Origin of the sequence: Bifidobacterium sp. ESL0798, from assembly GCF_029395415.1 — a bacterium.
GTDB lineage: Bacteria > Actinomycetota > Actinomycetes > Actinomycetales > Bifidobacteriaceae > Bifidobacterium.
Genome location: NZ_CP113914.1, coordinates 1,287,037 through 1,309,165, shown reverse-complemented (window position 1 = coordinate 1,309,165; position 22,129 = coordinate 1,287,037). Strand labels below are relative to the sequence as shown.

Annotated in this window: 14 protein-coding genes and 4 pseudogenes; 8 read left to right on the top strand and 10 right to left on the bottom strand. The window is 57.0% G+C overall.

Translation table 11 applies throughout. The features are described 5' to 3' along the window. The first annotated feature begins 147 nt into the window (after positions 1-147). From OZX74_RS05565 to dop, 8 genes and pseudogenes are all read left to right on the top strand, one after another. Positions 148-1,458, top strand: coding sequence for a class I SAM-dependent methyltransferase (locus OZX74_RS05565; RefSeq protein ID WP_277155987.1), 1,311 nt, complete (start codon positions 148-150; stop codon positions 1,456-1,458). A gap of 112 nt (positions 1,459-1,570) precedes the next feature. Then, a pseudogene (locus OZX74_RS05560) lies at positions 1,571-2,650 on the top strand (primosomal protein N'); the annotation flags it as partial. A 279-nt stretch (positions 2,651-2,929) separates the two neighbouring features. Then, positions 2,930-4,062: pseudogene (locus tag OZX74_RS05555) on the top strand (primosomal protein N'); the annotation flags it as partial. Between the two features lie 91 nt (positions 4,063-4,153). Continuing rightward, positions 4,154-4,861, top strand: coding sequence for an HAD family phosphatase (locus tag OZX74_RS05550; protein ID WP_277155986.1), 708 nt, complete (start codon positions 4,154-4,156; stop codon positions 4,859-4,861). An 11-nt stretch (positions 4,862-4,872) separates the two neighbouring features. Continuing rightward, positions 4,873-5,907, top strand: coding sequence for a methionyl-tRNA formyltransferase (fmt, locus tag OZX74_RS05545; protein ID WP_277155985.1), 1,035 nt, complete (start codon positions 4,873-4,875; stop codon positions 5,905-5,907). Positions 5,908-6,006: 99 nt separating this feature from the next. Then, positions 6,007-6,861, top strand: a complete 855-nt coding sequence (locus tag OZX74_RS05540) for an aldo/keto reductase (protein ID WP_277155984.1) — start codon at positions 6,007-6,009, stop codon at positions 6,859-6,861. A 35-nt stretch (positions 6,862-6,896) separates the two neighbouring features. Then, on the top strand, positions 6,897-8,540 hold the full coding sequence (gene arc, locus OZX74_RS05535) for a proteasome ATPase (RefSeq protein ID WP_277155983.1): 1,644 nt from the start codon (positions 6,897-6,899) through the stop codon (positions 8,538-8,540). Positions 8,541-8,568: 28 nt separating this feature from the next. After that, the gene (gene dop / locus OZX74_RS05530; RefSeq protein WP_277155982.1) at positions 8,569-10,332 is read left to right on the top strand and encodes a depupylase/deamidase Dop; all 1,764 of its coding nucleotides are present in this window, start codon (positions 8,569-8,571) and stop codon (positions 10,330-10,332) included. 298 nt (positions 10,333-10,630) lie between these two features. Here dop and OZX74_RS05525 read toward each other — a convergent pair. From OZX74_RS05525 to OZX74_RS05480, 10 genes and pseudogenes are all read right to left on the bottom strand, one after another. Beyond that, positions 10,631-11,044: pseudogene (locus tag OZX74_RS05525) on the bottom strand (class C sortase); the annotation flags it as partial. A gap of 432 nt (positions 11,045-11,476) precedes the next feature. Next, on the bottom strand, positions 11,477-12,496 hold the full coding sequence (locus OZX74_RS05520; RefSeq protein ID WP_277157430.1) for a SpaA isopeptide-forming pilin-related protein: 1,020 nt from the start codon (positions 12,494-12,496) through the stop codon (positions 11,477-11,479). Further along, a complete protein-coding gene (locus OZX74_RS05515) occupies positions 12,430-13,251 on the bottom strand; it encodes a hypothetical protein (RefSeq protein ID WP_277155981.1) in 822 nt (273 codons plus the stop codon). Before OZX74_RS05515 ends, OZX74_RS05520 begins: the two co-directional genes overlap by 67 nt. Before the next feature lie 759 nt (positions 13,252-14,010). Next, complete coding sequence (locus OZX74_RS05510) at positions 14,011-15,534, bottom strand: proteasome accessory factor PafA2 family protein (RefSeq protein ID WP_277157429.1); 1,524 nt, start codon at positions 15,532-15,534, stop codon at positions 14,011-14,013. Beyond that, positions 15,534-15,728 carry a ubiquitin-like protein Pup gene (locus OZX74_RS05505; protein WP_348519415.1) on the bottom strand — a complete coding sequence of 65 codons (195 nt, stop codon included), beginning with the start codon at positions 15,726-15,728 and terminating at the stop codon, positions 15,534-15,536. The genes OZX74_RS05510 and OZX74_RS05505 overlap by 1 nt, the downstream gene beginning before the upstream one ends. Positions 15,729-15,976: 248 nt before the next feature. Next, positions 15,977-16,834: an inositol monophosphatase family protein gene (locus tag OZX74_RS05500; protein WP_277155980.1), complete on the bottom strand. Its 858-nt coding sequence runs from the start codon at positions 16,832-16,834 to the stop codon at positions 15,977-15,979. 132 nt (positions 16,835-16,966) lie between these two features. Continuing rightward, on the bottom strand, positions 16,967-17,254 hold the full coding sequence (locus OZX74_RS05495) for an HU family DNA-binding protein (protein WP_277147010.1): 288 nt from the start codon (positions 17,252-17,254) through the stop codon (positions 16,967-16,969). Between the two features lie 257 nt (positions 17,255-17,511). Next, entirely contained in the window at positions 17,512-20,043 is a 2,532-nt protein-coding gene (locus tag OZX74_RS05490; protein ID WP_277155979.1) for a lysylphosphatidylglycerol synthase transmembrane domain-containing protein, read from the bottom strand. Then, positions 20,040-21,484 (bottom strand): annotated as a pseudogene (gene purB, locus OZX74_RS05485) (adenylosuccinate lyase). The gene OZX74_RS05490 and the pseudogene purB overlap by 4 nt, the downstream one beginning before the upstream one ends. A gap of 6 nt (positions 21,485-21,490) precedes the next feature. Next, complete coding sequence (locus OZX74_RS05480) at positions 21,491-22,060, bottom strand: DUF6466 family protein (RefSeq protein WP_277155978.1); 570 nt, start codon at positions 22,058-22,060, stop codon at positions 21,491-21,493. Between the last annotated feature and the right edge of the window lie 69 nt (positions 22,061-22,129).

Below are 22,129 nucleotides of genomic sequence, written 5' to 3'. Positions count from 1 at the left end.
CGGCTTCTTGCATTTGGCGGCACAGCGGCAAATCGTTAAGAATTTCACAATTAGCAAAATTACGACGGTGTCGTAACTGAGCAATAGGGTAAATTTGATTTTATATGTTGAAAATGCATTGAAATGCACATATTTTGGAGGTTGCGCATGGCCGCTATGACCGTAGCCGAAATGGTCTCAATGTTCCTTGAGGACAATGGGAAAATTAACATCACCGCATTTGACGGTTCATCATTCGGACCGCAGGATGCACCGTTGCATATCACGGTGAACAATTCGCGCGCTGTGTATTATATCGTCGACCATCCCAACGATCTCGGCCTTGCACGTGCCTATCTGCAGGGCGACATCTCGTCTCCGGAACTCATTCCGGGCAATCCTTACGAAGTGTTCAAGGAGCTTATGGCGCTGAAATCGGACATGAAGAAGCCGAGCCCCGCCGACCTTGCTCGTATCGTCGCCGCCGTATACTCGCATGGCATCCGTCATCCCGAAGCCCCGTCGATAGAAGGGCCAAGCCGCTGGAAGCGTCGCACCGAAGGCCTGCTGCCGCACTCCAAGGCCGGCGATTCCGCAACCGTGAGCTATCACTACGACCAGTCCAACGAGTTCTACCGTCTCTTCCTCGGCTCATCGATGACCTACACCTGCGGCGTGTTCAACACCCCGGAGGATTCGCTTGAGGACGCCGAATGGCGCAAGCTCGATCTCGTGCTCGACAAGCTCAACCTCAAGCCCGGCGATCGTCTGCTCGACATCGGCTGTGGTTGGGGGTCCATGGAAGTCCGCGCCGCACAACGCGGCATCAAGGTTCTGGGCGTCACTTTGGCCGGAGAACAGGTCAAGTGGGCGCAGGAATGGATCAAGCGCGAAGGTCTTGAAGACCTCGCCGAGGTGCGTCAGATGGATTACCGCGACGTGCCCGAAGGCGATTTCGACGGCATCTGCTCGATCGGCATGATGGAACACGTCGGTTTCAAGCACTATCCCTCCTATTTCAAGGAGATTTTCGACAAGCTCAAGCCCAACGGCCGCCTGTTGAACCACCAGATCACCCGCGTCAACTCCATGACCGGCAAGTCGGCCGGCGAGTTCATCGACCGGTATATCTTCCCCGACGGTCAGCTGGCTTCCCCCGGCGAGATCGAGACCGTCATCCAGGACACCGGCTTTGAGGTCGTCAACCAGGAGAACCTGCGTCAGCACTATGCGCTGACCCTGCGCCATTGGAACCAGAACCTGGTGGCCGGTTGGGACCGCGCCGTCGAACTGATGGGCGAGCCCAAGGCACGCCTGTGGGGCCTGTACATGGCCGGCTGCGTGCTGAACTTCGAACTCAACAACATCCAGATCCATCAGTTCCTTTGCGTGCGTCCGGACGATAAGACGATGACCGATACCTACCCGCTGCGTCCGTGGTGGGTCGAGAATTCGACGGTCAAGCCGACTGAGATCTGAATCTGATACGGAATAAAAACGCCACGGTTTGCGCCGTGGCGTTTTTGTATTCTAGGGAGGCTTTCAAAATTTCAAGGTGTCGAAAATTTGCGAGCCACGTTATCATGGAAATATGAGTGAACCGCAGGCACAGCAACCGGCGCTCGCGGGGCTGGCCCCGCGCAAGCGTCGTAAGACGGTCACCCATACCCCGGCCAAGGACAATCCGATTGCGCAGGTCGTCTTGGACGTGCAGGCGACTCATTTGGGGCAGACCTTCGACTATCTGATAGACGAGAAGTTCTCTCAATCGGCACAGCCGGGCGTGATGATTCGGGTGCGCTTCGGCGGCAGGCGCGTCAACGGCATCATCTGGAATCGCGTTGGGGAAAGCCATACGACGGCTTCTGCGCTGCGCTACATCGAACGGGTTGTGACACCGGAAATCCTGGTCTCGGCTTCGATGCGCCGCGACATCACCGTCATCGCCGAGGCATACGGCGGTACGCCTGCCAATATCCTGCGTCTGGCTGTGCCTCCCCGTGTGGCCAAAGTCGACAAGGAACAGCATCTGGCGGTGTCGGGGACGTGGGCCGGCAGTCGTGGCCGGGTCAAGCTTGACGAAGACCGGCTTGAACGGGGTTCGCAACGGTTGCGGGCAAGTTACGACCAGGCCGTAGCGTTGCAGGATGCGTTAAGCGGTGGCGGATTCGCCTCATTCGTCGTTGATGCGCTGCCGGGAGCCAACCGATGGGCCGATGACCTTGCCTATATGGCCTGTCAGTCGCTCAAGTCAGGACGGACGGCCGTTCTGGTGCTGCCGACCATGCGCGAAGTCAACGATATAGCCGCCGCGTTGCGTAAGTTCGGGTTGGAGCCGTTCCAACAGACCAAAGCCACCAACGGTGGCTTTGACGGTGATTTCGCGTTGCTGGCAGCGGCCATGGCTCCCTCCGAGCGTTACCGGTCATATCTAGCGGCAGCAAGCGGGCAGGTTCGTTGCGTCATCGGTACCAGAGCCGCGATGTATGCGCCCGTGGAAGGGCCTGGACTCTTTGCCGTTCTCGAGGACGCGGCGTATCAGAATGCTGACGGCATGATGCCATACGCCGCTGCTCGCGGGGTCCTGCGCCTGCGTGCCAAGCTCCATGGCGGTGCGTTCGTCGCCATGGCCAACGCCCGCAGCGCCACCAGCGAATGGGAAGTCAGCGGGAATTCTGGGAAAAGCGCCACGGTTGATGGTAATGCTTTGGAAACCAAAATCGCAGTTGCCCAAAAGGACAATGTTGAAGATACTGATCTTGTTGACCATTCGGTATTGTCTAATAATAAAAATCCTTTGGAACTGATATTGGAAACCGGTGAAACTTATCCGTTGCATGCCAACGAAAACCCGGGACATCAAGAACCTGAAGAATCGGCGAGGCTGCAAGAGACGCAGGCTGACGAGGCGATATTTTCCATCGAACCGACCTGTCATGTCAAGGTCTGCGAAACGCCGGTCAGCGGTTTCAGCACCCCAGTTCATCCGTTGCCGGCAGTGGTCGAGGACGTGTCGCCGTGGGTTCGTTGGCTCAATCGCGACGAACTGGCGCGCTTGGCCGACCCGTCCATCGGCTCCCGCGTGCCGCACACCGCCGTCCGGGCCCTCTCGCAGGCCTTGGAGAACGGACCGATCCTCTTTTCCATTCCACACGATGGCATCGCCGAAGTATTGAGTTGCGCTCGTTGCCATCGTCAGGCCCGTTGCCCTCGTTGCACCGGCCCGCTGCAACAGGTTCGTGGGGAGCGCCGCGCTGCCGCTGGTGCGGGGCTCCGGCCAGTGATTGGACTTGCCCGCATTGCCATGGCAAACGCATGAATGTGGTGCGTGTGGGTGCTGCGGGCACGGCCGCACAGTTGCAGCATCTGTTCCGTGATATCCCCATGGTGCTTTCCAGCCCAAGCCAATCCAACGGCATTGTCGGCTGGGTGCCGGAGCGACCGCTGATCGTCATCGCGACTCCGGGAGCGGAGCCGAGAGTAAAAACCGAGGACGGCGGTATCGGTCATTACCAGGCGGTGGCCATTCTCGACGCGTGGACAAGCCTCTATGCTCCGGGAGTAGATGCCAGAATCGATGCGCTGACCGCTTGGATGCGGGCCGCTTCGATGTGCGCCTGCGGCAAAAAGGGAGGGCAGGTCCTGCTGATCGGTGAGACCGATCCGGTGATCGCTTATTCGCTGACGCAGTGGGATTCCCGTATTCTCGCCGCCAGAGAGCTCGACGAACGTGCCGAAACCGGGCTTTCGCCGATCTTCGCCGTGGCCTGCGTATGGGGGCGCAGAAAAGCGGTGATGGAAACGCTGCATAACATTGGCGTGTTGACCGGAGACTGGAGCCAGGTAAGCTGCGAGATCGGAGACCTTCCGTCGGTTCTCGGCCCTGTCCCCATCGCCCAGCCGAAAACGGTGGATGCCCGAGAACTGGAAGCGACGCAGGATCGCGTCAAAGCCGTGGTGCGCGTCCCACAACCGTTGCGTGCAGAGTTGGCCAAACGCCTGCATACCGAGGTGGCCCGGCATGTGGCCACACGTACTCCCGGCGAGTTGCGGTTCCAGCTTGACCCCAAGGATCTTATTTAGCCGTCGGCAACTGCATCTGTGGGTTTCGTCGTTGTGCCATGAAACCATGGAAACAGCGACGAAGATAAGTGTTTTCTTGCAAGGAGGAGCCATGAAAGGCTGGCCGGGTGAACCGGAAATGGACTACAACGTGATCAAGTCGGAGGATGCGGCGCAAGGTGCCGCCGGCAAGCCGATCGAGAACGTGATCTTCGATTTCGGCAACGTGCTCGTCGAATGGGATCCGCAGGCCGTCATGCTGCCCCGGTATTCGCAAGAGCTGACCGACAAATTCCTCGACAACGACGTTTCCGGCTTCTACGATGCCAGCGACGCCATGGATGTCGGGGGAACCGCTGTGGAGGCCGTGGCTTCGGTACGTAAGCAATACGGCGAGCCTTGGGCGGGGATGCTTGATTATTATTTCAAGAACTTCGAGGACTCGCTGGTCGGTCCGGTCGAGGGCATGCGGGTTCTGGTCAATGACTTGAAGGCTGCCGGCATCGGCGTGTGGGGTCTGTCGAATTGGGCGACCGAGCTGTTCCCGCCGGCCGAAAAGATCTATCCGATCCTAAGCGACCTGGACGATGCCGTGGTATCCGGCTATGTCAAGCTGCGCAAGCCACACCGTGATATCTTCGAATTCGCGCTGGAACGCTTCGGCATTTGCGCCGATAGCGCTGTGTTCATCGACGACAAGGCTATGAACATCGTAGGCGCCAACGCTGCCGGGATTCGAGGCATACGATTCAACGATTCATACAAGTTGAGGGAAATACTCAGACAATCCGGTATTGATATCCCCGGAATCCAGCACTGAAAGGAACCTCCATGTTGCAAGTATTGTTTGCCGGAACGCCGGAAGTCGCGGTTCCCGCGTTGCGTCGATTGGCGGGAGACCACGAGCATTTCGAGGTGGTCGCCGTGCTCACCAGGCCGGATGCGCCTCAAGGCCGTGGGCGGAAGCTCACACCGAGCCCAGTCAAGCAAGCGGCGCTGGATCTCGATATCCCCGTTTTGGAATGTGACCCGAAGGAGCCGACCTTCGTCGCCGAGCTCAAAGCCACCGGTGCCGAAGCCGGGGCGGTGGTCGCTTACGGCAAAATCCTCAAGGAAGACGTGCTGGGCGCACTGCCGATGGGTTGGTACAACCTGCATTTCTCGTTGCTGCCGCAATGGCGTGGTGCGGCACCGGTGCAGCGTTCCGTCTGGAGTGGCGATACCGTCACCGGTGCCACTGTTTTCAGGCTCACCAAGGGCATGGATACCGGCCCGATCCTGGCACAGTCGACCTGTGAGATCGGTGCGCACGACACTTCCGGCGATATACTTGCCCGCCTCGCAGAAGATGGTTCGCATCTGTTGGCTTCCGCGTTGACTGCCATGGCCGAAGGACGGATCGTTCTTCAGGAGCAGCCACAGGGTGCCTATGAAGTGGCCAAGAAGATCAGCCATGAGGATGCACGTATTCGCTTCGATGTTCCTGTTTTCGCCACCGACCGACAGATTCGCGCCTGCACTCCCGAGCCCGGGGCTTGGTGCATGTTGCATCCGCAGGGTGGGGATGATAGTGCCAATGGATCTGATCAGAGAGACAAGACTAAGGTTTCTCCTGACGCTGAACGTGATATGGGCGACACCGAACCCTTCCATGTCTTGAAGGCGCGTCCAGCCGATGGCAACGATCCACAGGTTCCCACCGACCTGAAGCCGGGTATGTTGTCAACCAGCAAAAAGCACGTCTGGATTGGCACCGCAACCGACCCGCTCGAGCTTGAAGAAGTCAAGGCTCAGGGCAAGAAGGCCATGCGAGCTGCTGATTGGGCCCGCGGCGCACGTCTGTCCGCGGATGCGTACGTCGACTGAAGCTAAGGGCTGGATGCAGTTTACTTAATACCGCTAGACTGGCAGGGTAAAGTCAAAGTGACGCACTTTAGGTGTGAAATGCACAAGGGAGGCATTGTTATGAGGAAGCTGAATATTGCAGGGCAGGAAGTCCCGGCGGTCGGCATCGGTACATGGCATATGGGCAACGAGCCGGAACGCCATGACGAGGAGATCGCCGCCATACGTGCAGGTATCGAGGCTGGAGCAAGGGCAGTCGACACCGCAGAAGTGTACGGAACCGGTAAATCCGAAACGCTGGTGGGTGAGGCGTTGCAGCCGTTCAATCGCGACGATATTTTCCTTATCTCGAAAGTGAAGCCGGACAATGCCTCCAAGGCGGCGATGGAACAACATCTTGACGCCAGCCTGAAACGCCTGCGCACCGACCATTTGGACCTGTATCTCTATCATTGGCGTGGCGGCTCGATTCCGCTCAGAGAGACGGTTGCCGAACTTGATCGGCTACGTGAGACCGGCAAGATTCGCGCCTGGGGCGTCTCGAATTTCGACATCCCGGATATGCAGGAACTGATGGCGCTGCCGGCCGGCGGCAACGTCGCGGCCAACGAGGACCTGTACAATATCGAATCACGCGGAATCGAATACGACCTGCTGCCGTGGCAACGTGAACGTCATATCCCGTTGATCGCCTACAGCCCAGTCGGAGGTCTTTCCAACAACCTGCATACCAGCATGCTCACCGATCCCGCGGTTTGTAAGGTGGCCGCAAGGCATGGTGTCTCTACATACGAACTGCTGATTGCATGGACCGTCCGTGACGGCAATACTCTGGCCATTCCGCAGACCTCGAACCCTGAGCATATGCGGGCCAATATCGCCGCAGCCGACATTGAGCTGACCCAAGAGGACCTGGCAGAACTCGACAAGCGTTACCCCGCGCCGACCCATCATATTCCGCTGGATGTGGATTGATCCGACACGGTTTTCATCAAAGAAGTGGATTTGCAATGAGTGACGGTGAGCAAGGCAACGGGTTGACACCTGATAAAAATCGTTCTGTAGATGGAATGCCGGCAGGCGGCGGAGAGAAACAGAACCCGGAGACTCATAACAGCGGGATTTCTGATTCCAACGACGAGCTTGCCCGCGAGAATGACAACCTGAGGGCGAAAAACCATGCCTTGGCTGTCGCCTTGACTCGAGCCGGCAAGGAGCTGCAGAAGGCGAAATCCCAGATCGGGATGATGGCCATGCCTCCACTGAACTTCGCCACGATGGTGCGGGTGGATTCGTGCAGCACCGACGAGCAAGGCGTTCAACACGCCAAGGCCGAAGTATTATCGGGCAACCGCAGGCTTATCGTGCCGGTGGCCTCCAACGTGTCCGCCTCGCGATTGGTGGGCGGCCGAACCGTGCTCTTGAACGAAAACATGGTCCTGGTCGAACAGCGTGGACTTGAGATTTCCGGATCTGTGCGCACGGTTCGTCAGGTGTTGGATGACGGACGGCTGATGGTCACCGACGAATCAGGCAATGCAACGCTGATCGAGCGGGCGAGTGCGCTCGCGGATGTGTCCATCGAACCATCGACCCATCTGCTGGTCGATGGCATGGCGCGGATGGCGCTGGAGGTCCTGCCCGCACAGAACACCAACGATCTGGTGCTCGAAGCGATCCCCGACGCCACCTTCGACGACATCGGCGGGCTTGATTCGCAGATCGAGCGTATCAAAGATGCCGTCGAACTGCCGTTCCTGCACCGCAAGCTTTTCGAACGCTATGATCTGCGGGCGCCCAAGGGCGTGCTGCTTTACGGCCCTCCCGGCAATGGCAAGACGTTGATTGCCAAGGCCGTGGCCAATGCCCTGTCCGGTGGAGACGCCAGCCGCGGCGTGTTCCTTTCAGTCAAGGGGCCGGAACTGCTGAACAAGTACGTGGGGGAGTCGGAGCGCCTCATTCGTCTGATCTTCAAGAGGGCGCGCACGCGTGCGGCCGAAGGCAAACCGGTCATCGTCTTCATCGATGAGATGGATTCGCTGCTGCGCACTCGCGGCTCGGGTGTTTCCAGCGATGTGGAGACCACCATCGTCCCGCAGTTCCTGGCCGAGCTTGACGGTGTGGAAAGCCTCGACAACGTCATGGTCATCGGCGCCTCGAACCGCGTCGATATGATCGATCCCGCCGTGCTGCGTCCCGGGCGTCTTGACGTCAAGATTCGCATCGAGCGCCCGGACAAGTCGGCGGCGACACAGATCGTATCGCATTATCTTACCGATAACCTGCCATACGAGGCCGGTCAGAGTGCGGAAACATTGAACAAGGTCTTGGTGGACAGTGCCTATGATGACGGTCCGCGACGCCATATCTGCGACGTGTGCGACGATCAGGGACGCTGGACACGGGTGACTTTGGCCGATGTGATGAGCGGGGCGAGCCTCAAAAACATCGTCGACCGCGTCAAGACACATGCTGTCAAGGATTCGATCACGCTGGGCCGTCCGATGGAAATCGGCGCTGATGCAGTGCTTCGCGCGGTCGATGACGAATTCGATGAGACCGGTGATTCGGTGATGGACTCTGATCCGGTGCAATGGTCCAAGATCAACGGCATCGCCGGTGGCCATGCGGTGCGTATTCGGCCTGCGCAGTGATTCTTGAAACCAGGGGGATGACAAACCAATGAGCGTACGCAGAATGATGGGAACCGAGACGGAATATGCCGTTTCGGATATGGGAAGCGACCACGCCAATCCGGTCCGGCTTTCGTTCGACGTGGTCAGCGGTGCTGCGAATCCGCAGACACAGCATATCCGCTGGGATTACCGGCAGGAAGACCCGTTGAACGACGCCCGTGGCACCCGTCTGCCTCGTGCCGCCGCACGCCCCGACATGCTCACCGACGAGCCACAACGGCAGATTGTCAATGTCATCGCGCCCAACGGCGGCCGTGTCTATGTCGATCACGCCCATCCGGAATATTCGGCTCCGGAAACCATGGATCCCTTCGAAGCGGTGTGCTACGACCACGCCGGTGACCTGATCATGTTCCAGGCGACGCAGAAAGTCAATGAGCGCAACGGTTCCCATATCGTTCTGCATCGCAACAACGTTGACGGTAAAGGTGCCAGCTGGGGTACGCACGAGAACTATATGATGCTGCGTTGCGTCCCGTTTGGCAAGGTCGCGGCCTTGATGGTCCTCCATTTCATCTCACGGCAGATCTACACCGGCTCCGGCCGCGTCGGCATCGGCGAGAAAAGCGAGGAAGCCGGCTATCAGTTGAGCCAGCGTGCCGATTACGTTCATTCCATTATCGGCTTGCAGACCACCTTCGACCGTCCGATTGTCAACGCCCGCGACGAGTCCCATGTCACCGGCGATTACCGTCGCCTGCACGTCATCGTCGGCGACGCCAACCGCATGGACATGCCACAAGTGCTGAAGCTCGGCACGACGAGCATGCTGCTGTGGCTGCTTGAACAGGCCGATGGCGAACATTCGGCGCTCGACCTTGATGATCTACTGGCCGAACTTCAATTGGTCGATCCGGTGGAAGCGATGCACGCCGTCTCACATGATTTGACGCTTTCTGTCCCACTGCCGCTTGAACAGGGCGGCAGTGCCACTGCCTGGCAGATTCAGATACGTCTTTTTTCAGCTGTTTGTGCCCAGGGCGCGGCAACGTACGGTAGCGACACCAGGGGAGAGCCGCTATGGCCGGACGAACCGACGAAACGGATTATGACGATGTGGCGGCAGGCATTGATGGATGTGGCCGCTGTGCGCCATGCCAGCGATGACGAACGTCTAAAGATGAGCGATGAAGGCTCGCGTCTGGAATGGCTGCTCAAATGGCAATTGTTGGAGCGTTTGCGGCGCAAGGCAGGTATCGGCTGGTCCAATACGAAGCTGGCGGCCCTCGACCTGAGTTGGGCCGCGCTGGACCCGTCGTATTCGGTCTTCTCGCGTTTGCAGCCGCAGACCGAATGTGTGGCTCTAAGCCCGAATGAAAGCCAGAGTCAGGCCGACATTCAGGTTCAGTATGCGATGTCGAAGCCTCCGGAAGACACCCGAGCCTGGCTGCGCTCTGCAATCATCAGCTGCTTCCCGCAAGATGTGGTTGCCGCCTCTTGGTCGCATCTCACCGTACGGGATGGCGGAAGCGACGTGGACAATAATGGTGACATAGCTGGCCTCCCTCAAAGCGTGAAGACGCACATTGAGCAGCAACCAGGGAATCCGGTCGATTCCCCATCGCCCTGCACCGATATGGAAGGAACCCCGATGGAGGCCTGCGCCCCAGGACTTTTTTCCTTGGATATTTCAGAGCCGGGGCGCTGGACCAGACAGCGTTGCATCGGGGTCTTGGAGGAATGCCGGCATCGGCACGAAACGGCGGCGCAGACTCTTCGCAACCTTGAAGCCGGTGTGAGACGAATGTGAATGGGCAATCTCCTTGCGTTGGCGCGTGAGGTCTGAATGCCGGTCTTGTCCCGCATCGGTCCGTATTGCATGTCTATATATTGTGCCTATGTCGAAAACCGGAATGAGAAAATCCATGCCTACAGTCAATGATTGCTTGGGTGTTGGTGATGTCTCGCGAGGGTCGGTTTGTTTCTTTTCTGCACATATTTTATTGTCATACAGCTCATCACGGCGACAAAGGCGATGGATGTTTCCCCTATGCGGATTTTTTCGTGTTATTGCCGGTATTGTTGACGGGTGTAGTAGTGCGGGTTGCGGAGACCAAAAGCCGATGATCGTTGACGCCGTAAGGGGTGCAGGTCATGAGTGTGACTCTGTCCTGGCCGGGTTCGATTCTGAGTTTGCTGTCATCATCAGGCAGAATGACGTTGATTCGGTCGACCCGATATGACAATGTCCTACCCATCGATTTGATGGAGAACCCGTCTCCGATGCGCAACTCATCAAGCCTGGTGAACATCAATGAGTCGGCCATGCCGGTGTGCGCAGCTATCACGGCGTGTGTGGAGGCGCCTCCTACGGGAAGTGAACTGCCGTAGAGATGTCCGGATCCGTTTGCGAGGATTCTGTCGTCAGTGCCGTGATAGACGGGAAGTTTGACTGAGATTTTCGGTATGGTGATCGTCGCCATGATGCCTTCACCTTCGTCGAGAAGGGATTGATAGCGCTTGACATTGTCGGCGTCCGGAGATGTCCGGGGCGTCGAATGTGAAGTGTCTGAAGGGATTTCCCCAGAAATGGCTGACCGGTCTTGGCAAGGTCGTCGTTGTAACGATGCGCCATGTCCAACTCATGTTTGAGATGGAGCGGCGATTGGGACGCGGCGAAAACTTCCGAGGCCTCGGCGTTGCGAGCCAATCGCCTGGAAGATATCTGTTGGAGTATCAGGGGATAGGCGATAGCGGAAAAGCCCAGTACAATCAATGCAATCGCACAGGTCTTGAGGATGATGGGAACGATCAGTGTGTGGCCTGCACCGTCGATCGGCGATGAATCCTCACTGCTTCCGGAATCACCAAAGTCGGATGAGACCGTATCGCCTCGATTGTCAGGCATGGGCCAGCAAACCGAAGGCTGTGGAATGGTCTCATCCGTTTTCATATCATTCTCTTGATTCTGCGATCAGCGGGACCGTGTTCTTGCCGACATGTGAACGTTGGCTTTTGCGTACGACGACATAGATTCCGGCACCGGCGCCAACCAGCAGCAAGCCAAGGATGATCTGCATCATGATGCCCGCCTGGCCTGTTCTGGGCAAATCGATGACGGTCTTGATGTTCTTGACGATGTAAAGCTGCGGATCGGTGCCGTCTTTGGAGACGAGGCCGTAAACGTCTCCGGTTGGTGCCGAATAATTGACCGTGTTCAGTGTCTGGTCGCTGTTGAACGTGGGAGTGATGGTTACACTGAATTTGAAATCGGAGGGAATGATGTAGCCTGTGACAGCCTTGATCTCCTTCAGTGTGTAGGTACCTGCATCGACGCCTGAGATTTTGATGATGCCGTTTGCGGGGACCACCAGTTTATTCACGCTTGCCTCGCCGGTTTGAGGCGGACGATAGCCGCCGTTGCCGTCGCTGTACATGGACATCGGGGTGGTGGAGGAACCTTGGAAGATCTGGAACTCGGTACCGGGCAACACCGTGCCTTGCGACTTCGAAATCTTCTTGATGGCGAAGTTGAAGGTGTATACGTGCTTCTCGACTGGCGGAGTCGTTGTCCCGTGGCAGTCGGTGGACGGGTTGTCCTTGTAAGTCACCGTTGCGGTGTTCTTGGAATCTCCATGATCGATCGTGATGGCATCCTCGTTGAGCAATACCGTGTAGGTGATTTCAATCTGTTGCCCGGCAAGGCTGAAATCGTGAATGTTGATTTTGCCTTTTATGTAATCCGACAGATCGAAGACCATTGAAGCCCCCTTCACGGTGGTATGGCTGGATGGCACGGTGGACACCGGTTGCGACTGCTGGTTGAACACCGAAAGACCATATTGCCCGGAGGTGAGTGTCGTACTGCCGATTTTCACGGTTTCGTTGAAAATCGACGAATCATAGGTCAATCCTGCGGAGAGCTGATCGTTGACACGCAGGATGTAGGTGTCCGGGTCGTAATAGGTGTACAGGGGAACGGTTGAATCGATGGTGAATTTGATAGGATCCCCGATCTTGTGTGTGGGTTTGTCGACTTTTTCACCGGTTTCTGCAGATAGGTGGATTTCACTTCGGCCGATGAAGACATTCCCGGTAGGTTCACGCTTGCGCCGTTGACTACCTTGCCGGCTTTGGTGCTTACCAGCATGGGAATGGTTTGCTCGGTGCCCGTGTTCGGATCGAGTTGCGGAGTGGTGTCTTCGATCAGATAGATGCCGTTGGGGATGTTGAAATGTGCAGTCGCATGCCCGTTTGCATCGGCTGCACCTCCTGTCGCCTTAATCGTCGAGGTTGAGATTGCGCTGGTGATATCGGTCTGGGTTGAGAGTTTCTGAACGAAATCGCGGACGTGGCCGGTATAGGGAGACTGTCCGGAAGTGTCATGGTTGAATCCCCAGTTTTCCGCGACCCAGCTGATGGGGTCGGTGAACTGGGCATTTGCATCGACCGCGGTCAGTGCGGTGGAGGCCGCGTTCCTGATTGCGGTGTTGTTCACTGAAGTGACCTCCATGGTGTTGTGTGCGGGGTCCTGAAGGTTGTAATCGCCGAGTTTGACTGCGACGAAAATATGGTTGCTGATTACCTCCTGTGCGCCGGTAATGTCGAAATCGACGTTCGGTTGGTCCTCTATGGCCGACGCGCTTGTCGCGGTGCTTGCGAGCACGGCTGTTCCGGTCAGCAAAGCGAGGGCTGAAACCATGAGTTTCTTGACTGATAGATGCTTCATTGTAAGGTTCTCTTCTCTTTTCTGGGATGAGATAGATGATTTTGACGAACCATTATCGTTGTTCGGTCGACCGAGCCTGAAACAAACGGGAGATGGCTATGTGGAGCCTGATCCTGGGATTTGAAACCACGATTGGCATTGACCGATGAACGGGTTGCGTTCAATTACGGGCGTTCACTCCTGTATGTTTGTCTGGAAACGGTTCGTTTGATATTTGGCGTGCAGGCCATTACCATCGGGGCCGATGCAAAATGTGTTACACCCTTGGAGTAAGATAAAGAACGGTAGCGAGTTCACCAAAATTCGATACCTCAGCTGTCTCCTGTATGATTCTTGAGCGGATCACAGGAGACAGCATCTTTTATCACTGGTCATGTGGATTGAGTGGATGCGCGATATGACGGGCATCCTTGCTTTATTGCTCGAGCATGTCATCGGTTGCTGCTCGCTTCAATTTCAAGATGACGGCATTGGTACTCCTTGCGACTGTAATCACATGATGATAAACATCAACATTTTTTAGCATAACTTCAAAAACTATTGATGTGTATGCCGCGATAAAAGGTAAAACGATAAAATTCGAAGATTATATGAATTTTTGAAATCGTTGAACTCGTTGAGAATCGCGGGTTTTCGGCCCATACGGAAATCAGTTTATTCAAGATGGATAATTTTTCGCTATCGATGATATTTTGAACCGAATGGGCGCGTCTTCGTTTGCCGGTTCGGTGTGCAAAACAGGTCAATCTATGGCAAAGACTACATGCCTTCGACCAACAGACGGTATTCTCTGTCGGGGACACAGGAGAATGGGTCGATGAGTTCGACTTCGTGACGGGCCGGAGAGCTCGTCTTCAGATGTGTCCAATCACAGGTGAATTTCGCTCCTGCCTTCAAGGCTTGATGAACGAACCCTCCACGCAGTGCAGCCCGCGTGTCTTCAGGCGGGTTTCCGAGCGCATGATCGATGGCGACGTCGGATACGAGTGTCTCGATGAGTCCATGACCAACCAGCGACGGATAGATGGACCCGTTGACGATGTCGTGGTAATTCATGTCGATTTGGCGAGCCTGTATCGGCGAAAGTTCGGGATTGCGTTCCTTCATTTTGGCAAGCAGCTGGTATTTTGCGACCCAGTCGACACGGTTGGAAAGGGACAAGAAATCTTTGGAGGCCAACGCATCGAGTGCTGCCTTCCATTCATGTAGGATATCGGCAAGGTCAGTGTCCGGCAAGGATTGCTCGATCTGGGCATGATGGGATTCGATAAATCGTGAAACGATAGTGAGATACAAGTACTGGATTTCCAAGGCTGTCACAGCATCGGAATGGTTCCCATCAGCGGAAATCGAAGGATGCAATCCGAGTTCTTGCTGCATGGAACGGAATGCGTCGATATCCTCAATATACATCACCGGTTCACTACAGCTCAGGTCGGCGCTCATCGCCTTGTTGGATTGGCTTGGATCGACGAGAGCGCAACATTCGAAGCCGGAGGCAACGCCTCGTTTCGCGGCATCCTCCATTACACAAAGCACCAGATGAGTGGTGGCCAGTTTCATCTTGGTCGCCCATTGAGAGCGGTTGGAATCTCCGATGATGACGTGAAGCCTGCGGAATTCGTCCGGGTCGGCGTGCGGTTCGTCGCGGGTGTTGACCATCGGCCGGAAGCGGGTGGTGGAGGAGGACACGCCCTCGTCCAGAAAAGCGGCTCGTTGTGTGATTTCAAATCCGTTTTCCGTGACGCGTCCGGCGCCGGTGAACAGCTGCCGGGTCACCAAAAACGGCAACAACTGCGCCTTGATGATGGGCAAAGAGACGTAACGCCGTACCAGATAGTTCTCATGGCATCCGAACGCATGGCCGGCCGAGTCGACATTGTCTTTGAACAGATGAATGGTGGCATGCTCGCCGTGCGTTTTGCGTAGCCGAAGCTGTGCATCAAGAGCGAGCCGGCGCATGATCGATTCGCCCGCCAGATCCTGCTTCAGTGCTACTGATGGGTCGCGTGCTTCGGCGGTGGCATACTCCGGATGCGAACCGACATCAAGATAAAGCCGTGAGCCGTTTGCCAGATAGGTGTTGGTCGAGCGGGTGCGCGAAAGAATCGGCCTAAACATCATCATCGCAACTTGGCCAGGGTCGCAAGGCTTGTCGGCACCCGTCACCGAGACGCCGTATTCGGTCTCAATGCCGAAAATGCGGTGGAACGAATCATAGTCAGGGGAGCGCGGTGTGATGTTGCCGGGCCCCTGATTGCTGCTGTCACGCAGCTGCGGCATCATTCGCCGCCTTTCTGCACGAAACTCGAAACGTATGTTTCGGCATCGGTTTCCAAGGTTGAGGAGATGTCGTCAAGCACTGCGTCCAGGGCATCTTCCTGCTCTTGGGGCTGTGCGGTTTTCTGTGTGCTTTCCCGGATCTGTGATTGGGGTTCAACACGTTGATGCTGTTGTCTGGCGAACTGCTGTGCCATGTCACTCCTTACCTCAGGCAACGAAGGCAAACCTGTCGCTCAACATCGCCATCAATATATATTTCTCTGTTTACTCTAGCGCAAGCGATATCAGTCATCTCATCTTGTTCGTTGGCTGATATCAACCCGGGTTTGCTGATATCAATGAGCTGCAGCCGCCGTGTCTTGCATTCCCGGATACGAGGACATCAAGGCGTTGCAGGACATTTCAATAGGTGGGAACCGTAAACCATCACCGAAACGGTTGCTTATTGGAACGGATACGCCAGATTGACAAGATAGGGCTTGAGATCGTCGGCAATCGGGCCGTTGGTGGCCACGATGTCGTTTTCGCTACGCCAGTGAATCGGGTTGCCGTTCCAACAGCTCACCTTGCCTTGAGCCTGACGGACCACGACGGTTCCCGCCGAGACCGCGGGAATGTCCCAGCGGTGCAGATGAGGTTCGAAATAGGCGTCATAGGTGCCGTCCGCGACCTTGCACAAATCGAGCGACACCGGCCCGATACGCTTGACATCGGCAGGTTTGCCGGCTATGTCGCTCAGGACGTGGAAGGCGCGTTCGGATTCCGCAGGAACGTGGGACATGCCGAAACTCACCACGGAACCGGTGAGGCTGCTGATGGTCGAGGGAATCACCTTGCCTCTTTTCTCTCCGATAGGTGTACGACGAATACGAATGGCGCCCTGTCCGGTTGCGGCAAGGTAGGTAAGGCCAAGCGCCGGAGCGTGCACGACACCCAGTATCGGCTGTGCCGAGTGTTCCTCGTTGAATTCAAACAGGGAAACGGTGATGGTCCATTCGCTCATATTTCGCCGGAAATTGATGGCACCGTCGATCGGCCCGACGCACCAGAAACGGTCTCCGGGGTTTGCGTTTTCCGGCCTGTCGCGCCACATGCCGTCGAACGGCTCAATGTAGTTGAGACGATTCTCGATAAAGGCGATGAGCTTTTTGTCGATGGTGCTTCCCAGCCTTCTGCTGGTTGAAGGGATTTCGAGTTCGGCAAAATCCCGTGGACTGATTTGATCCTGAAGCGCGTGTTTGCCTGCGTCCTGAGCCACCTGAGCCACTTTCAGCGCCAACGCTCTTGGATTAGTCGTCATATCTACCTGCCTGTTTCCTTCTTGCTGCCTCTATACTATCCTGTAGGCTTTATAACCTTTGAACACCCATGAAAAAACCTCCGGTCGAATATCAATCGGAGGTTCGCAGATCAGATAAACTTAATCTTTAGTTCACTTCTTGTCGGAGACGGCCTTCTTGAGGAGGCTGCCGGCGGAGATACGAACGCCGTAGGATGCAGGAATCTTGATTGTTTCGCCGGTGCGGGGGTTGCGGCCAGTGCGGGCAGCACGACGAACGCGCTCGGCAGAGAAAAGACCGGTGAGCTTCAGGCCTTCGCCGGACTGCATTGCCTCGACGAACACATCCTGGAAGGCGTTGACGGCCGCTTCGGCCTGTGCCTTGGTCAGGTTGGACTTCTGTGCAATCTTCGAAACGAGATCAGACTTGTTGTATGCCATGAAGAATCCTTCTTGATTAGGGGCTTTCTAGATTGTTGAAAGCCACGTTTCAGTAATATATTCTAGCCCAAACTCTCGCCAAATACCGCCGATTGCGGTACTTTTTTCTTTCATTTGTAAAGATTTCGACCTGACAACGGTGTTTTTCATCGCATTGGAAGAAAAATAGCTGATTGGAAGGGCTGAGGCCGGATTCCAAGCGGAATTCCGGCCAAGGGCACTCCATTGACGGCATCAATGCGATTATTACGATCGGTTTAGAGAAGATTGTGGTGATCAAGCCGTTTCATGGCCATCGCACCGATCGGGATGCGCAGCCAGTAGAAACCGACTCGATAGAGCAACGTGGCGCTCAACGCGACGGCCGGAGGCACGCCGATGGAGGTGAACGCGAAGGTCAGTGCGGCCTCGACCGCCCCCAAACCGCCGGGTGTGGGGGCCGCGCTGCCGAGCGTGTTGGCCAGAAGGAAGACGAAGATGGTCTCCAACGCGTTCGAGGAGTTGCCGAAAGCCATCAGGGCCGCCCAGAAGCCAAGGCCGGTGGCGATATTCAGGATCAGTGCGCCGCAGACGCCAATGGCAAGTTTGCGTGGCTGTGTCAGAACTTCTACCAATTGATGGGCATAGGAACGCAGCAGCGGCAGATATTTGTCGACGATCATGCGCCTGATCGGCGTGATGGCCATGCATAGGCACAACAGCAGCACGATGGCACCGATGACTACCACCAATGTGTTCGTCGGCACCATGCCGGAGAACATGTTTCGTCCGGTGAACAGCCCCATGATCAACAGCAATACGATGGTCGTCAGGCCTTGCACCGCCCAGGTCACCGACATGATGGCGGTGGCGGCGGTGTTCTTGTATCCGTTCTTGCGCAGGAACTGGAGGTTGACGAACGCAGGGCCTACGCCGGCCGGCATGGAGACCGCGGTGAAGCCGGAAGCGGCCTGTGAACAGAAGAGGTCGAACCAGTGTCGTTTCCCGCGCTCCATGAACGATCCGAGGGTGATGGCCGACCCGGCCCAGGCAAGCATGGAGAGCAGCAGACAGGCCAATGCCCAGCCGAGATTGGCGTGGCGCACGGCATCGATGACTTCGTTGGGCCTCAACTGCGTGAAGATGACGGCGACGGCGATGATAAGCAGCGTGATCGAAACGAACGATTTGACGTTGAAACGGGCCAGGGTCACCGGTTCCGCCGAATCGGGCTCATCGTGGGGGTCGAGCGTATTCAGCCCGTTGCGCACTTCGCCGAGCAGCTGTTTGTTCCAGCCAGGGAGATTGCGCGTGGCCGAGGGGATGGCGACCTTCTGCACGAAGGGGGCCAGGGACACCAGCGTCTGACGGTTCCAGACCTGCAGCGCTGCCTCAATGGCGATCGTCGGATTGCTGAGCGTGGCGAGCAAGACCAGCAGCTGCACCTTGTCCATGGCGATGTTGGTGCTGCCGCTCGCGTAGTCGCCGTTCTGCCAGCCTACGATGACATGTTCGCCGTGAATCTGGGCGAGGGTATCGGGGATGATGCACCTGTGGGTGTAGCCCCGGCTGTTCGCCCGGTCAAGATAAGCCATGTAATCGACCATGGCTTCCTTGGTGAGGCTGCCGATGTCGGTGGGACTTGGGGTGTCGGCGACGTCCAGCACCAGTACCGAGGATTCCTCGCTGTCCATCACTCCGTAAGGGCTGGGTGCGGTCAGGCCGGCGGATCGAAGTCCCAGAAGCATCGAAAAATGGTGGTGGACGGCGTCACTGGCCGAACGGTCCCGCCGTATGGCGACACCGGTGAACCGAAATCCCTGCCACAGTTGGTTCAGGTAACCCGCCGCGTGCGGCAAAGAGTCCAGCACGGAGATGATATAGCGCTTGCCGTGTACGTCTTTGGCGTCGTAGATACGGGAGTTTTCGATAAGATCGTCGTCAAGTCTTGTTTTGCGGGTCCCGATTTCGTCGGCTTCCTCGCGCCGATGCAGTTCGGTAAGGTTGAGACCGATGTTGCCTGCCGCCTGAACGATGCCGGAGCCCCATAGCCCTTGGGTCCGGGTTCCCATCGCAAAGCGCAGCACCAGACCGATGACGCGACCCACCGCGAAGGATACGATGGTTCCGGCGACCGAATGCCATGAGACGATGACGAAAATCGCAGCCGCGACAAACAGCGTGTTCCAGCCCCATTTGACCGAGGAGCGGGAACGTTTCGGCCCTGCGACGCTCAAAAACGCGCCGATACCCGCATAGAAGTCGGGAAGCATCGCCGGCCCCGCGCCTTCACTGGATCGCACGGCATCCATCAACGTGGGCACGCCTATATGGGCCAGCAGGAAGGAAAGGCCGAGAATAAGCGCATACCCGCAAAACAGTGCCACGACCGAAACCGCGGCCTGGAACCATTCTCTGTTGATGAGCAGGTGGACCAGCACGCTGATGATGATGACGAAACTGAGGAACTGCTGAAGCACGGAAACCGGCAGATCCATCAGCCAGGTAAAAGCCTGTCCGGCGGTTCTGGCGTCGTGCTCGACACCGGTGGTGATGCCGTGCAGGTAAGTGGCGACGACGATGACGACGACCGCCAAGATCAGAGCCGCCACGGCATGGATCAGATCATTGGCGTTGTGGGCACGACGAGGAGCGACGTCATCGATGTCGACCTCGTCGTGCGGCGCTGACTGCTCTGGCGGAGCTGCATCGGACGGCTGTATGGGATTGCGCGCCTTGCCTGACGCGCAATCCGACTCCGTTGGGAAAGACCTCTCCGAAACCGATGAAGAGGGTGTTTTGTCGCTCATTGCCCGTCAAAACCTACCAGTTGCGCCGCCAAACCGGTATAGGTCTGCGGGGTGAGGGCTTTGAGACGTGCGGCGGTCGCCTCGTCGAAATCCATCGAATCGATGAACGATTCGATGTCGGCCTTGGATATGCTTTTGCCGCGCATGAGCTCTTTGACCTTTTCGTACGGGCGTTCCATGCCTTTGCGCCCGGAGAATTCCTGGGCGCGCATGGCTGTCTGGATCGGTTCGCCGAGCACCTCCCAGTTGTCATCGAGTTCGCGGGCGATGACCTCGAAATTGGGATGGATGGATTTGAGCCCGCCGAGCAGGTTGTCGAGCGCCAGCAGGGAATAGCCGAGCGCCGCGCCGATGTTGCGCTGCGTGGTGGAATCGGTCAGATCGCGCTGCCAGCGGCTTTCGACCAGAGTGCTGGAAAGGGTGTCAAGGAACGAGCAGGAGAGCTCGAGGTTCGCTTCGGCGTTCTCGAAACGAATCGGGTTGACCTTGTGGGGCATGGTCGACGATCCGGTCGCGCCTTTGACGGGCACCTGGGCGAAGACGCCACGGGAGATGTACATCCAGATGTCCACCGCGAGATTGTGGAGGATTCGGTTGGCGTGGCTGATGGTGCCATAGAGTTCTGCCTGCCAGTCGTGGCTTTCAATCTGAGTGGTCAGCGGATTCCATGTCAGCGACATGCGATTGGTGACGAATTCACGCGAGATGGCCAACCAATCGGCCTGCGGGCAGGCGATAGTATGCGCGCCGAACGTACCGGTAGCGCCGTTGAGTTTGCCCAGGTATTCCTGGTTCTCGATGTGCTTCAACTGGCGGTTCAAGCGATGGACGAATACTGCCAGCTCCTTGCCCAGCGTCGTGGGGGTTGCAGGCTGGCCGTGGGTCAGTGCCAGCATCGGCAAATCCTTGAACTCTTCGGCCTTCGAGGCCAGGAAATCCGTCAATTCCCGGCCAAGGGCTGCCAGACTAGTGTAACGGCCTTCTTGATGCAGCGGGCGTTGGCCAGGTTGTTGATGTCTTCGGAAGTGCATGCGAAATGCACCAGCGTCTTGAGGTTCGGCAGTTGCGTCTCGGCTCCGAGAACGCTTGACGCGCGCTCAAGCTCGTCATCGATGTAGTATTCGACGGCCTTGACGTCGTGATGCGTCTTGGCCTCATAAGCCGCGTGGCGTGCGATGCCTTCGGCGCCGAAATTCTCAGGGATATCGCGCAGATAGGTGATCTCGGCCGGTGTCAGGGGCTTGAGCCCGTCAAGAACCGGCGTATTGCCGTTGCCGTCGAAACCGTTGGCCAGAAGAATCATCCATTCGATCTCGACGGTGATTCGTTCGCGGTTCAATGCGGGTTCACTCAGATATTCGACGAGTGGGGCGGTCTGCTTGTGGTAACGTCCGTCCAGTGAGGTTAACGCGATTGCCGGTGAAATTTGAGTCAGCTGCATAAGCCCTTACCTTAGCGCAACCCGTTGTCTGAACCGACTATCCTCACCAGGGTTTGACGTCGGCGCCTTCGTCGCTTGTTGTCGGGGTTTTCTGTTTGCGTTGACCGGGCCATTGGGCTGATTGGCCTTCAGCGTTTCCTCGACCTGCCTTCGCTGCTCGTCGCTCAGCCCCTGGTTGTCGCCTTTGCCGGAATCGGGAGAGCGTGAGCCTTTAGCATTGTCTTTGCCGTTGGTCCCGTTCCCCCTGCCGCTGATATTGGCTATTTTTCGCTTGGTCGAAGTCGTGAGTTTGCCGGAGATGTCGCTGTTGGCGTTGATGAGACCCTTTGTTTTGGGGGTGAGCAGGATGCCCAGATGGCGGGCGTTGTCGAATTGGGCGTTGGCCTGGTCGAGTTGCGCCTTGAGCCGTTGCGGATCGGCATTCGGCTTCTTGGAGTATTCCAGGCTGGCGTTCAGCGATGCCGTGGCCTGATTGTAGGTGTCTATGGCTGTCATGTTCGCCAAAAGCACCCCTGCGACGACGAGGAAAATCGCCGCGGCTATCCCCATGGTGATTCGGGCAGGCAATGATGCCATTGCCGGCTGTTTCTTGCCGTTTGTTTTTGAATTTGCCGAAGGACTTGTTTTGCCTTGGATTTCGGGCTT

Excerpts from the sequence above, each read along its gene's own strand:
- OZX74_RS05565 (WP_277155987.1), top strand. The coding sequence starts at position 148 with ATGGCCGCTATGACCGTAGCCGAAATGGTCTCAATGTTCCTTGAGGAC.
- OZX74_RS05550 (WP_277155986.1), top strand. The coding sequence starts at position 4,154 with ATGAAAGGCTGGCCGGGTGAACCGGAAATGGACTACAACGTGATCAAG.
- fmt (WP_277155985.1), top strand. The coding sequence starts at position 4,873 with ATGTTGCAAGTATTGTTTGCCGGAACGCCGGAAGTCGCGGTTCCCGCG.
- OZX74_RS05540 (WP_277155984.1), top strand. The coding sequence starts at position 6,007 with ATGAGGAAGCTGAATATTGCAGGGCAGGAAGTCCCGGCGGTCGGCATC.
- arc (WP_277155983.1), top strand. The coding sequence starts at position 6,897 with ATGAGTGACGGTGAGCAAGGCAACGGGTTGACACCTGATAAAAATCGT.
- dop (WP_277155982.1), top strand. The coding sequence starts at position 8,569 with ATGAGCGTACGCAGAATGATGGGAACCGAGACGGAATATGCCGTTTCG.
- OZX74_RS05515 (WP_277155981.1), bottom strand. The coding sequence starts at position 13,251 with ATGAAGCATCTATCAGTCAAGAAACTCATGGTTTCAGCCCTCGCTTTG.
- OZX74_RS05510 (WP_277157429.1), bottom strand. The coding sequence starts at position 15,534 with ATGCCGCAGCTGCGTGACAGCAGCAATCAGGGGCCCGGCAACATCACA.
- OZX74_RS05505 (WP_348519415.1), bottom strand. The coding sequence starts at position 15,728 with ATGGCACAGCAGTTCGCCAGACAACAGCATCAACGTGTTGAACCCCAA.
- OZX74_RS05500 (WP_277155980.1), bottom strand. The coding sequence starts at position 16,834 with ATGACGACTAATCCAAGAGCGTTGGCGCTGAAAGTGGCTCAGGTGGCT.
- OZX74_RS05495 (WP_277147010.1), bottom strand. The coding sequence starts at position 17,254 with ATGGCATACAACAAGTCTGATCTCGTTTCGAAGATTGCACAGAAGTCC.
- OZX74_RS05490 (WP_277155979.1), bottom strand. The coding sequence starts at position 20,043 with ATGAGCGACAAAACACCCTCTTCATCGGTTTCGGAGAGGTCTTTCCCA.
- OZX74_RS05480 (WP_277155978.1), bottom strand. The coding sequence starts at position 22,060 with ATGGCATCATTGCCTGCCCGAATCACCATGGGGATAGCCGCGGCGATT.